Below are 12,631 nucleotides of genomic sequence, written 5' to 3' on the forward strand. Positions count from 1 at the left end.
TAAGCATGAGTACTTTGTTTGTGACAGTCTGGTCTGTACTGTTTATCGTTATCTCGTTCGCCTATATGTGTGTGTATTGGTATAAAAAAGAGAAGCAGACACATAAAGAATGGAGCTACCGATGGAAGTTCGGATCAATTATGCTTGTATTGATGGTGCCGTTCGTGTGGGATGTTTTTGTATAGTAGAAGTTAAGGTTCTCTTGCATATGCTGGGGGACTTTTTTTATTATAGAAAAAACCCTTTAAGAAAAGGGTTTTCATAGATGGAGCATAGCGGGCTCGAACCGCTGACCTCTTCGCTGCCAGCGAAGCGCTCTCCCAGCTGAGCTAATGCCCCGTATGTAATTGATTCGTCACAAAGATATTATAGCGCTTCCTTCCTCGCTTGGCAATATTTTTTCTCAAGCACGCAATGTAAGAATCTATCGGCTGCTATGCTATAATTGTCTTACTAATAGAGTATGTGGAGGACGAGCTAGTGCGGTTTGTAAGTATAGATTTTGAGACGGCGAATCGGTATTGGTCGAGTGCTTGTTCAGTCGGGGTGGCAGTTGCGGATGAGACTGGTGTGGTTGATGAATGGTATACCTTGATCAATCCGCTGATGGAGTTTGAAAGTCAGAATATACAAGTGCACGGCATTTTACCGCGTGATGTAGAGGATGCGCCAACGTTCAAAGAGATCTGGCCCAAACTGAGCAGCTACTTGGCTGGCAATGTGGTGATTGCACATAATGCGAGTTTTGATATGGGTGTTATCCGGAAAGCAGTTGCGCGCTTCGGATTGGAGATGCCGGACTTTGACTATTTATGCACACGGATTATCGGAAAAAAAGTATGGCCGGATATGGAGAATCATCGGCTGAATACGCTAGCTGCTAGTAAGGAGATTACGTTCCAGCACCATAATGCAATGGAAGATGCCCGAGTGGCAGCAAATATCTTCCTTCATGCGATGGCAGATTGCGGTGTCCAGACGATTGAAGATCTGACGCAAGCTTTAAAAGTAAAGCGGAAAAGTATTCATGATACAAGTTCTTCGGGCAGCAAATCGCGTTATGGCGATATTAAACCGCAGACAGATCAATTTGACCCCTCGCATCCATTTTATCGGAAGCAAGTAATGTTCACAGGTACGATGAAAAGCATGAAGCGAAAAGATGCTATTCAAAGATTGGTTAACGTCGGCGGCGTGCATACAGACAAGATGGATGCATCAACACGTTATGTGATTATCGGTGCAAGAGACTATGAGAAATTCGCCAGCGGAAAGAAAACGAGTAAGCTTGTGCAGGCGGAGCGCATGATTGAGAGCGGACGACCGCTGCGCATCATCTCAGAAGAAAAATTTCTATCCTTAGTATAAGGAGTTCTCGGTGTGAGGACTCCTTTTTAATGGGGGAATACTATGTATGAAATAATGGAAACAGACTTAACTGCTGAAGCGTATAAGCCTTTGCTAAACAGAATGTGTGACGTTTGCGATACTTTTACCTTTGCTGTGCTGCCAAAGTGTATGATGGGGAAACCGAGTGTAACGCTGTGTCGCATACTAGAGGAACTGGAACCATATTTAAAAGAGATTGTACATACAAATGGTACAAGAGCAAATCTATTCGATTCACATATGTCGGTGCCGAATTACGAATACCATCTATGTAAAGAATCCCAAGACGTGCTGCTGCGGGCGGCCGAAAGCATCTTTCACTGGCAGCAGCCAGCGCTCCCAGAGGATTTGACCTTTTTGAAAAAAGGGAAGGAATATTTCGTGACAAATGCACATGAAGGGTACGCCATGCTGTTTGCAGAAGATAGATATCTAGCAGAACTTAGGGGGACAAAATGGAACAAAACCGAGTAGAAAAGAAAAAATTTGATTGGCGGTTGTTTCTTGCTTTAGTAAAGGGAACGAATCCACCGCGCGGAATTATGATTACGGCGCTTGTAATGAGCTTGCTGACGACAGGTGTTGGGTTTGCTGTTCCGTTGTTTACGAAGAGACTCGTTGATGGCTTTTCCGGACAGTCGTTTACGGGAAATCAGATTGCCATCTTGGTCGCTGCGTTTGTGCTGCAGGCTCTCGCAAGCGGGTTATCCATTTATCTGCTTGCTAAAGTGGGGCATCATGTAGTCGCCAAACTGCGAGAGAAATTATGGGATAAATTGCTTCGTTTGCCGGTCCGCTTTCATCATAATAACGATACAGGCGAAACACTCAGCCGTGTTACAAATGATACAAGCATCGTAAAAGAGTTAATTACCGAACATTTAACTAGTTTCGTTACTGGTATTATTTCGATTGTTGGATCGATTATCATCTTGCTTATTTTGGATTGGAAAATGACGATCGTCATGCTGCTGGCTGTTCCTGTAGCAATCATTATTATTATGGTGCTTGGACGCCAAATGTACCGTGTATCGAAGATGATGCAGGAAGAAACAGCCAAATTCACTGCAGTGCTCAACCAAGTGCTGCCGGAAATGAAACTTGTTAAAGCTTCAAATGCAGAGCATGTTGAGCAGGAACGCGGCAATAAAGGCATCCGTACTTTATTCACCTACGGGCTGAAGGAAGCCAAAATCCAGGCGCTGCTGTCTCCTCTTATGCTGTTTATTATGATGCTGCTTCTTGTGACGATTATCGGTTATGGCGGCGTTCGTGTTGCTTCAGGCGCTTTATCGGCGGGAGATATGGTCGCGTTCATCTTGTACTTGTTCCAAATCATTATGCCAATGACACAACTGTCGATGTTCTTCACACATTTGCAAAAGGCGATGGGAGCAACAGAGCGTATTTACGATGTCCTGGGAGAAGAGACGGAGGATGCGGAGAAAGGCAAACCGATCACGCACGTTGACGGTGATCTGCACATGGATGAGGTGAGCTTTGCCTATCAAGCAGAGCAAGTACTGCACAACCTCAGCTTCTCAGCACCAGCAGGTAAAGTAACCGCTATTGCTGGACCAAGTGGGGGCGGAAAATCGACTTTGTTTGGTTTATTGGAACGTTACTATGAGCCAACAAGCGGAGTGATTCGGTTGGGAACGGAACCCATCAGCAATTTCAAGCTGCAAGACTGGCGCCGTCAAATTGGCTATGTCGCACAGGAAACTGCTTTATTGTCTGGTACGATTCGAGAGAATATCTGTTATGGGCTGGAACGGGAAATACCGCAGGAAGAACTGGAACGTGTTTCAGAAATGGCTTACGCAAAGCAATTTATTGAGGAATTGCCGGAAGGCTTTGAAACAAAAGTTGGCGAGCGGGGTGTTAAACTTTCGGGAGGACAGCGCCAGCGAATCGCAATAGCCAGGGCACTTTTGCGTGACCCACAAATACTAATGCTGGATGAAGCGACATCAAGTTTGGATAGCAGCTCAGAGATCTATGTCCAACGAGCTCTGCAAAACTTAATGCAAAACAGAACTACATTCGTGATAGCGCACCGATTATCTACAATCGTGGATGCGGATCAAATTGTCTTCATTGAAAGAGGACGTATTACTGGTATTGGAACACATGGGGAGCTATTTGAACGCCATGAACTGTACCGTCAGTTTGCCTCCCAGCAGCAATTATTAGCTGGAAAGGTGGATTAACATAATTTCTTTTCCGCATACTAAGCGGAAAAGGGGGTTCACACAATGCCGAAGAAAAAAGCCAATAATGATCATCAATTCAAGGAAAACAAAAATCATGGCGAGAAGCGGAATGGCCGATTGAGCCAGTTCAAAAATAATGTTAATGGATCTGGCGGTGCAGAAAACGAATATATTTCTGCTAAGGAAGATTAAAAAAAGCAGGAGCCCCTCAGAAGAGAGGCTCCTGCTTTTTCTATGCCATCCAATGAACGACTATAAAAAGAATTGGCAGTACAAAAATAAGCGAGGAAGTCGTTACAATCCAATTTGAGTTGGCCAATTCCATATCAAGGTTGTACAGCCGTGGAGGTACGAGCGATGCGACTGCTGGCGGCATGGCGGACATGATAAGCAAAACTTGTAACAGAATGCCGTCATATAGATTACCAAGGCCAATAAGGTAAGCAGTACCAGTAATGATAAGCGGTACAACCAAGAATTTGAGCGGGATAAGCCAGATGCTGCGTTTCCAATATGTTTTAACCGATACGATACGCATGCTAAAGCCAATTGGTACAAGAAGCAAGATGGATGCTAAAGCAACCAATGCGGAGTTGCTCGCACCAAGCCAGCCAAATCGGTCAATTGGAGATAGATTTAGTATGGCGCCAATGACGATAGAGAAGAAGGTAATCATAATGAAAGGATCTTTTAGAATACGCATAAAACGCGATCCTGCTGCATTTTCTACACTAGAGCCATACGACTTCGCAATTGGATAAATAATTGTATAGTACGTAAATTCTTCTAGGAGACGGAACATGGCTGCATAGGCTACTGCTTCTTCACCGATAAACAGCACACAAAACAGCATGCCAAAGCTTCCTAGATTCAAAAAAGCACCGGATACAAACATAGAACCAATCTGATCGTTTGGCAGACGCTTCCACTTGGCAAATGCGTACGCGAAGCCCGCACCTAGGAAGATTGTCGCGATACCGAATACCGGCAAGTAAATGAGCCGGATATTTGTTAAGTCAGCTGACCAGAAGGCGCTGATTAAGATAATTGGATTGAGGACAAGCAGCACAATCCGAATAAGTGTGTTCATAAAATAATTGAGTGAAAACCACTCCGGAAGCCGGTATTTTTCGGCAATAAGCCGTATAACTCTGCCGATGATAAGTCCAATAAGAATGATGGATATAGCATAAATAAAGCTTGCGATAAGGCTTTCCTCCTTTCAGCTAATGTATTCCCTGTTTTCTATTATATACAGCATTGTTCATTGTATCGATGTTAGAAGGTATTGTCTAAAGAAATTATTAAGTCATAAAAAAACACCTGCCATGATGGCAGGTGCAATTTTTTTATTCTTCCTCTGATTCTGAACGATTGTTGTAATCGTAGTTACTTGGATCAACTGGTGTCCAGCCTTCTGGATCGTAGAAGCGAAGCAAGTCGCCATAAAGAATTTTATCGTTAAGGCTTAATTCTTTCGCAAGCTTTTCTTTCTGTGCTTTAATCTCTTTGATCTTAGCTTCATCTTCAATCACTTCGCCGGTAGCAGTATCGTAATAATCATCACCAAGTACAGTATAGTCCTTGCTGATAAAGTTACCGTTACGTAGGCCGACTGTGCCATCATGCTCTTCGGACAATATATCTGTTCCGAACTGAATATATTTTGAACTGTCAATGCCAAGCAAATGCTCTAATGTTGGCAGCACATCGAGTTCACCAGCATACGTATGATTTACGCCGCCTTCAAGACCTGGTGCCTTGATCATAAGCGGTACACGCTGCATTTGCGCATTTTGATATTCGGTAATTTCTTTACCCATAATTTGTTCCATTGCTCTGTTATGGTTCGTCGAAATACCGTAGTGGTCTCCGTAAAGCAGGATGACAGAATTCTCATACATACCAGATTCCTTCAGATCATTAAAGAACTGTTCTAATGCTTCATCCAAATAACGTGCAGTCTGGAAGTAATTATCAACCGTTCTATCACCTGTATCAGCTTTTTCGATCGTTGCGTCCTCCGGATCAAGCGGGAACGGATAATGATTCGTCAGTGTGATGAGATGTGCATAATACGGCTCTTCCAGCGATTTAAGCAGTGGCATGGATTCTTCAAAGAAAGGTTTATCTTTTAATCCATAGTTCACTGAGTTTTCCATGTTGTAATACGTGGAATCAAAGAAGTGATCGACTCCAAACTGTTTGTAAATTTCATCACGGTTCCAGAATGTTTTCTCGTCACCGTGGAATACTGCACTTGTATAGCCTTGCTCCTGATTCAGGATAGCAGGTGCTGCTTGGTATGTGTTTGTACCTTTAACCGAGAAGGCAGAGCCTTGCGGCAGTCCGTAAAGTGAGTTATCCATCAGCAGCTCTGCATCAGCTGTTTTTCCTTGTTCTGTCTGGTGGAAGAAGTTATCGAAATAGGTTACTTCCTTATCATGCACCAACGAATTCAAGAACGGTGTTACTTCTTCACCGTGAAGTTTGTAATCAATCAAAAAGCTTTGGAAGCTTTCCAGATGGATCTTAATTACGTTCATGCCTTCTGCATTCCCAAAGTATTCTGGGTTTGGTTCGGCGTAATTTGCATCTGTGTATTCTTTTACTTCGTTAATATCATTCGGGCTAGCCATAACACGCTGTGTGGAAGTCTTAGCGTTCTGTACAGCATCATAAATTGTGTAGTTGTACGGTCCTAGGTATTTCACCAAGTACGTACGGTCGAACGTTCGCTGCAGCAGCTGCGGACGATCGGCCTCTGCTAGTCCAAGATTGACTGCGAATAGAGCGACACCGGAGATTACTACCATAGCAGTCTTTCGGAATGCAAGACGCTCGGTGCTCCAATTCTTTCTGGTAAAAACATACAACACAATAAGCAAGGCAATGTCTAAGAAGTAGACAAAATCATAGCCTTCCATCAGGCCAAAGATACTTCCGCCCATACCGGAACCTAAATTGTCCGTCTGCTTCAAAGTTGGAAGCGTAACGAAGTCATTGAAGAATCGGTAGTACAAGACGTTGGCGTAAAGCAAGAAACTCATTAGGAAATCTAAGACAAGGAGCCAAATCCCCATCCGTCGGCCCTTCGCTAAGAAAGCAAGACCTAGGAATACAATACTCGCGCTGAGTGGGTTGAGTACCAGCAAGAATTCCTGCAAGGCATTCGTTATATCTAAATTAAATACTGTTTGGTAGGAAAAATACGTCTTGGCCCATAAGAAAATAACGGCCAGCGCAAAAAATCCTTTCTTTGAAGCAAGAAGCTTCTTCATATTATCTTTCACCTCTTTGTTTTCTTATCAGGCAATGTCTTTTAATTTGAACTGCGACAAATATTCTATCAGATTATATTTCTAAAAAACAAGTATAACCCAAATGATAAAATCGGGGTCTTAATCTACTAGTATAACAGATTTCAATTAGAAAGTAAAAGGAATGAATCTATTTAAAAAAGAGTGCCCGATGCACTCTTCTTTACGAAATATCTATTGAAGTGGTTTTAATTGGCTGTTGATTTTTCCATTCTTTGTAGGCTGCAACATCTGATTGTATTTGTGTGAAAGTAAAACCAATCAGTGCGACATCGTCAAGCAATCCTCCTGGTAGGAAATCAGGTACAAAATCAATCGGGCTAAGAAAATAGAGGAACGTCGCTGCAATCATGAGCAATGACTTCTTCGGCAGCTGTTTGTAAGTGCCTTTGCGCCAGTCGCGAAGTATATTAACCATAAGCTGCAAATCCGACCAAATCTCTGCTAACTTGCCTTTATTGTCGCTTGCTTTTGTTGAAACATTCGCAAGGAGCTCCTTTGATTTTTCCTTATCCTGCAGCAAAGCTTTTGCTTTTGGTGTATAAGCATGCTGTTTCTCCAGGAGCTGTGTTAAGTTCCATTTCATTTGGTTGCCTCCTTGTTTTCTTCTGTTTCTATTATGATGGAATTGTCTCCTATCATGCAACAAAGGGGTTAGTCGATCTTCTTGATGAGCACGCGATATCGTTCTGGGAGTGTATCTTTTGCTTTTACTTCCTGCATAAAGGATTCTGCTTCCTCATATGTTTCAAAGGTGAAGTTCTTGCCGTCCTTACTGGCGAATTCAAGCTTCACTTGATTCGAATCAACTGCTATGACTTTGAACATGATGCTCTCCTCTCGTAAATCGATAGGACCCTAAAGAAATCTCTATCAAAAAAACATAGGTGTGATATTCGTAACAGGTAACTTTAAAAATAGATAAATGCAGAGATAAAAAGGAATCACTTATCTATTATATAGAAAGTGTGCACAGAGAGAAAGTGACAAAGCTCACAAACGAGGAAAAGCAGGCAGCGGGGGCTGCCTGCTTTTCTGTTGTTGTTAGAAATAAGTGTGGTGAGAAGACAAAAATATGTGGGAGGTAATGTTGTTAGAAATACATATTTTTCGTTCTCAATATATAGACGTACGTCTTTGGGAAAAGGTTTCAACTTTTTAAAGAAAAGTTTTACAAGGTTTAGAGACAGCAGGCAACAGGTATAGTTGAGCAACTACATGATAAAGGAGATAGACATTCATGATGCAAGCTGTCACATTTCAAGGCAAAGAAAATATTGAAGTCAAGTCAGTCGAAGTACCTTCTATTCAGAAATCAACGGATATGATAGTGAAAATAACAGCAACAGGTATTTGTGGGTCGGATCTTCATTTGTATCATGGGGGCATTAAACCAGAAAAAGATTATATTATTGGTCACGAGCCTATGGGAATTGTAGAGGAAGTAGGCTCTGAAGTGAAAAACTTGCAAAAAGGTGACCGAGTTGTTATTCCATTCAACATAGGCTGCGGTGAATGTTACTATTGCAGCCACCAAATGGAGAGTCAATGTGATAATTCGAATTCCAACCCGCATACCGATGCAGGAGGTCTTTTTGGTTTTGCTGACCAATTCGGCGATTATCCGGGTGGGCAAGCTGAATACTTGCGCGTTCCTTATGCCGACTTTACCTCTTTTAAAGTACCAGAATCAAGTGAGCTGAAAGATGAAAGCGTAGTGTTTTTATCTGATGTTATCCCAACAGCGTACTGGAGTGTAGAAAACAGCGCTCTCAAAAAAGGGGATACAGTTATTATTCTTGGAGCAGGACCTATCGGCCAAATGGCACAAAAATTTGCCTGGCTGAAAGGTGCTGAACGCGTGATAGCTGTAGATAGCGTACCCCATCGGCTGGATCATGCTAAGAAAATGAATAACGTGGAAACATACAATTTTGCTGATAACGCAGAAATTGGCTCTTTGCTTCATAGTGAAACAAATGGAGGAGCAGATGTAGTAATTGATTGTGTTGGAATGGATGGTACTGTACCAGACGGCGTGCCATTCGGTTCTGAACACGAGAATCAGTTTGGGACAATCCAGCCGATTATTACCGCAAGTGAATCGGTGCGCAAATTTGGTACGGTACAGCTGACGGGTGTGTATGGAACAGAAGCGAATGGTTTTCCGATTGGCGATTTCTTTTCTCGAAATGTGACACTGACTATGGGACAAGCTCCGGTCATACACTTGATGCCTAAGTTGTACCAAATGGTAGAAGAGGGTGTCTTCGATCCGACAGATATTATTACCCACACAATGAAAATTAGCGAAGCAAAAGAGGCATATAAGATCTTTGATGAAAAAAAAGATAATAATATCAAAGTATTATTAAAGCCATAAGAAAAAGGAGCTGCAAAAAAAGCAGCTCCTTTTCTTCGTTTTATTTTGTTTTTTCCTCATACAGATGAGATCTTTTCTTAAACCAGTGAAATGTGTGCGTGACAATTACTTTCAAAATCGCATATCCAGGTACCGCGAGAATAACGCCGACGACGCCAAATAGGTTTCCGGCTGTCAGAATTACAAAGATAATCGTAATCGGATGTACGCGAATGTTGCGTCCCATAATCTGCGGTGTGATTAGTTTTCCTTCCACCAGCTGTACAATCGTCCAGACGATAACAAGCTTTAGCAGCATAAACGGCGACGTGACGATTGCAATGATGATCGCAGGAGTAATGGCAATAGCTGGGCCAAGGTATGGCACGACACTTGTAAACGCCGCGATAACGGCAAGAACTGGTGCGTATTCCAGACCAATAATCAGATAGCCGATATATAAAAGAATACCGATGACAAAGCTGACAATAATCTGACCGCGTATGTAAGAACTGATCTGATGGTTCATTTCAGACATCACTTCGAAAGTTTGGCTGCGGAAGCGAACCGGAAGAAGTTTCAGGATATATGCCGGCAGTTTCTTTCCATCCTTCAATAAATAGAAGAGGATGAAAGGTACAGTCACGATGGAAATAACTACTTCTGTTACAGCACCGACAAAGCTCGTTAAATTGGAGAAGAAATTATTTAATAAGCTTGTTCCGCGTGTTTGCAGTTCATTCAGAACTTGGTTCAGATCAAAATTCCCGGATTGCTGTAATTGATTTACAATATTGCTGCCGGTTATTGATTGAACCATCTCTACACCTTGATCAAAATACTCTGTACTATTGTTTATTAGACTTAATGTTTGTTCTTTTAGCACTGGAATAACAGAAACGATTAAAATCGTAAGCAGTCCAATGATCACAAGATAGAGGGCAATAATCGAGTAAACTCGTTTTACACGTTTCTTTTCTAAATAGTTGACGATTGGAACTGTCAGATAATAGACGATTCCGGTAAGTATGATAGGCAATATCACTGTTTTTACAATGACAACAATCGGTGTAAATATAAAGGATACACGCGAATAGACCAATATATTTAAACCGATGATAAACAGAACCAGCATTGCAATAACAAATTTATTATTCAAGAAAAAATTACGAAATTTCCCTTGTTTGGTTCTTTGAAAATCTGGCATGGCAATCCTCTCCTCTTGTGGCCTGCTATTCCAAAATTCTAGTTTTTCTACCATTATAGCCTAAAATTATGGCAAGTAATCGTATATTCATTGTAATCGTTCGAAATGAATTTAGCTACTGAAGCAAACGGGTTCGTCATATAAAAATGTTGATAGAAATAACAGATGAAGTTATGAACAATATTATCCACATGCGTTATGCTTTTATTAAAGCGAAAAAGAGACTTATGCACATTATCCACAAGAATAAAAAGGATATTTGTGCACAAGTCTGCTCCACAGGAATTGCATTTATTCCTTTCCTATACGTAATCCAGCTTTACAACGCATGTTCCAATGCTTCAGATAAATTAGGATAATGGAAAGTATACCCGTTCTCCATGGCTTTTCTCGGATACACACATTGGCCTTCAAGGATTAATGTGCTCATTTCTCCTAATGCTTTTTGAATAATTGGTGCTGGAGCAATTGTCCAATAAGGGCGGTGCAGTGTATTCGCAAGCGCCTTACTGAAATCTTTATTTCGGCGCGGATGCGGTGCAGTCACGTTTAGAGCTCCTTTAATGGATTCTTGTTCTATTGCATAAGCAATCATTCCCGCAGCATCTTGTACATGAATCCAAGAAAGCCACTGTTCGCCGCTGCCAATCTTACCGCCTGCGAAGTAACGGAAAGGCAGCTGCATCAGCGGAAGTGCTCCTTTATGACCAAGGACGATGCCAAAGCGTGCCAGAACAGTCCGGACACCAAGAGCATTTGCTTGGAGAGCTGCTTGTTCCCATTCATATGTTACATCTGCCAAAAAGTCCTCTCCGCGTTTATTCGTTTCTTCTGTGTAAGAATCCTGTTCACTTGTACCATAAAATCCGACAGCAGAACCGCTGACCAAGACTTTTGGTTTCTTTGGCATTTTCCCAATCATATCAACAAGTGTTTCCGTTGCTTCCAGACGACTGCTGCGAATGCTTTTCTTTTTCTCTTTTGTCCATTTGCCGAACAAACTAGTCCCTGCTAAATTCACTGCAGCGTCGATTTCCGGCAGCTGGGAAAGAGGATCATAGCCTTTCTTCAGCCAGCCAATGTAGGTGACTTGTTTTGTATCCAGCTTTTCTTCTGGAGATCTTGTCAGAATGTACACATGATGACCTTGTTCCATTAAAGTCTCAGATAGCTGTTTGCCAACGAATCCAGTGCCGCCGCTAATTACAATGTTCATTTTTGAATCCTCCTTATCGCATAAGCTTACAATTTTGCATGACGTTATTTCATGGTAGAATAAACACATAAGAGGTGTCGAAAATGGTGAAAATCGCAAAAATCACGACCCAGAAAAATAATATTGGCCGTTATAACATTTTCCTTGATGATGGTAAGGGCGAGAAATTCGGCTTTGGTTTAGATGAGGATCTTCTCATACGCAGCGGAATTGCGAAAGGGAAAGAAATGTCCGAAGAAGCACTTCAATCTCTCGTTGAAAAAGATGCTGCTCATAAGTGCTTTACCCTGGCCTTACAATATTTAAGCTACCGTATGCGCTCAAAAAAAGAAATAAAGACATATCTTCTTAAAAAAGAGCAGCACCCCGACCATGTGGAGGAAGCTTTAAGAAGACTTGAAGAACAAGGGTATACGGATGATGCTGCTTTTGCTGCTGCCTTTGTGCGGACAAAAGTAAATACAACGAGCAAAGGACCCCTTGTTATTCGCAAAGAACTGCAGGAAAAGGGCATTACCGGCAAGATTGCGGATGATGCAATGACCTTTTACAGTTTTGAAAGAGAACTCGAAAAAGCTGTCAAGCTGGCAAACACAAAGTTGCAGTCCAAATCGAAGAAATCTCAACAAGAAAAGCGTCAGCTTGCGCAGCAGCAGCTTCTCACGAAAGGATTCACATCATCTGCAGCAAAAGAAGCTGTTTCTCAGGCATTGTCAGAAGCAGAACCAGATGTTGATGCTGAACTGGACGCTGTCCGCTACCAAGGAGACAAGCTGGTACGTAAATATGTACAAAAAGCAGAAGGCTATGAGCTGGTGCAGAAAATAAAGATGGGATTGTATCGGAAAGGCTTCTCGATGGATTTGATTCAAAAATATCTGGATGAAGCCAAGGAACAAGACCTTTACTGACGGAAAGCAG

At 42.1% G+C, this 12,631-nt stretch carries 13 protein-coding genes and 1 tRNA gene; 7 read left to right on the forward strand and 7 right to left on the reverse strand.

The window, feature by feature from the left end; genetic code table 11:
* Window positions 1-5 precede the first annotated feature (5 nt).
* Window positions 6-185: a hypothetical protein gene (locus tag CRO17_RS14180; RefSeq protein WP_097043139.1), complete on the forward strand. Its 180-nt coding sequence runs from the start codon at window positions 6-8 to the stop codon at window positions 183-185.
* Window positions 186-266: 81 nt separating this feature from the next.
* Here the strand turns inward: CRO17_RS14180 and CRO17_RS14185 are convergent.
* Window positions 267-339 (reverse strand) — tRNA-Ala (locus CRO17_RS14185).
* A 141-nt stretch (window positions 340-480) separates the two neighbouring features.
* On the opposite strand from CRO17_RS14185, the gene CRO17_RS14190 reads away from it, so the two are divergent.
* Genes CRO17_RS14190 through CRO17_RS17640 form a run of 4 tightly spaced genes read left to right on the forward strand, consistent with a single transcriptional unit; the run spans window position 481 to window position 3,797 of the window.
* Complete coding sequence (locus CRO17_RS14190; RefSeq protein ID WP_179637096.1) at window positions 481-1,368, forward strand: exonuclease domain-containing protein; 888 nt, start codon at window positions 481-483, stop codon at window positions 1,366-1,368.
* Window positions 1,369-1,410: 42 nt separating this feature from the next.
* The gene (locus tag CRO17_RS14195) at window positions 1,411-1,863 is read left to right on the forward strand and encodes a hypothetical protein (protein ID WP_097043141.1); all 453 of its coding nucleotides are present in this window, start codon (window positions 1,411-1,413) and stop codon (window positions 1,861-1,863) included.
* The gene (locus CRO17_RS14200) at window positions 1,845-3,602 is read left to right on the forward strand and encodes an ABC transporter ATP-binding protein (RefSeq protein WP_097043142.1); all 1,758 of its coding nucleotides are present in this window, start codon (window positions 1,845-1,847) and stop codon (window positions 3,600-3,602) included. The genes CRO17_RS14195 and CRO17_RS14200 overlap by 19 nt, the downstream gene beginning before the upstream one ends.
* A 45-nt stretch (window positions 3,603-3,647) precedes the next feature.
* Window positions 3,648-3,797 carry a hypothetical protein gene (locus CRO17_RS17640; protein ID WP_179637098.1) on the forward strand — a complete coding sequence of 50 codons (150 nt, stop codon included), beginning with the start codon at window positions 3,648-3,650 and terminating at the stop codon, window positions 3,795-3,797.
* Window positions 3,798-3,837: 40 nt separating this feature from the next.
* On the opposite strand, the gene CRO17_RS14205 is transcribed toward CRO17_RS17640, so the two are convergent.
* The 4 genes from CRO17_RS14205 to CRO17_RS17645 form a co-directional block, all read right to left on the reverse strand.
* Window positions 3,838-4,695, reverse strand: a complete 858-nt coding sequence (locus tag CRO17_RS14205) for an AEC family transporter (protein ID WP_097043143.1) — start codon at window positions 4,693-4,695, stop codon at window positions 3,838-3,840.
* 259 nt (window positions 4,696-4,954) lie between these two features.
* Window positions 4,955-6,886 carry a lipoteichoic acid synthase gene (gene ltaS, locus CRO17_RS14210; RefSeq protein WP_097043144.1) on the reverse strand — a complete coding sequence of 644 codons (1,932 nt, stop codon included), beginning with the start codon at window positions 6,884-6,886 and terminating at the stop codon, window positions 4,955-4,957.
* A gap of 202 nt (window positions 6,887-7,088) precedes the next feature.
* Window positions 7,089-7,511 carry a YkvA family protein gene (locus CRO17_RS14215; protein WP_097043145.1) on the reverse strand — a complete coding sequence of 141 codons (423 nt, stop codon included), beginning with the start codon at window positions 7,509-7,511 and terminating at the stop codon, window positions 7,089-7,091.
* Window positions 7,512-7,579: 68 nt separating this feature from the next.
* Complete coding sequence (locus tag CRO17_RS17645; RefSeq protein WP_179637100.1) at window positions 7,580-7,753, reverse strand: hypothetical protein; 174 nt, start codon at window positions 7,751-7,753, stop codon at window positions 7,580-7,582.
* A gap of 415 nt (window positions 7,754-8,168) precedes the next feature.
* On the opposite strand from CRO17_RS17645, the gene CRO17_RS14220 reads away from it, so the two are divergent.
* Complete coding sequence (locus tag CRO17_RS14220; protein ID WP_097043184.1) at window positions 8,169-9,308, forward strand: alcohol dehydrogenase catalytic domain-containing protein; 1,140 nt, start codon at window positions 8,169-8,171, stop codon at window positions 9,306-9,308.
* A gap of 40 nt (window positions 9,309-9,348) precedes the next feature.
* Here CRO17_RS14220 and CRO17_RS14225 read toward each other — a convergent pair whose 3' ends face one another.
* Window positions 9,349-10,494 (reverse strand): AI-2E family transporter, encoded by a 1,146-nt coding sequence (locus CRO17_RS14225; RefSeq protein ID WP_097043146.1) that lies wholly within the window; start codon window positions 10,492-10,494, stop codon window positions 9,349-9,351.
* Window positions 10,495-10,813: 319 nt separating this feature from the next.
* Window positions 10,814-11,710, reverse strand: coding sequence for a TIGR01777 family oxidoreductase (locus tag CRO17_RS14230; RefSeq protein WP_097043147.1), 897 nt, complete (start codon window positions 11,708-11,710; stop codon window positions 10,814-10,816).
* A gap of 83 nt (window positions 11,711-11,793) precedes the next feature.
* Between CRO17_RS14230 and recX the strand changes: the two genes are divergently transcribed.
* A complete protein-coding gene (recX, locus tag CRO17_RS14235; RefSeq protein ID WP_097043148.1) occupies window positions 11,794-12,621 on the forward strand; it encodes a recombination regulator RecX in 828 nt (275 codons plus the stop codon).
* The last annotated feature ends 10 nt before the right edge of the window (window positions 12,622-12,631 follow it).

The organism is Terribacillus aidingensis (genome assembly GCF_900215625.1).
Lineage (GTDB): Bacteria > Bacillota > Bacilli > Bacillales > Amphibacillaceae > Terribacillus > Terribacillus aidingensis.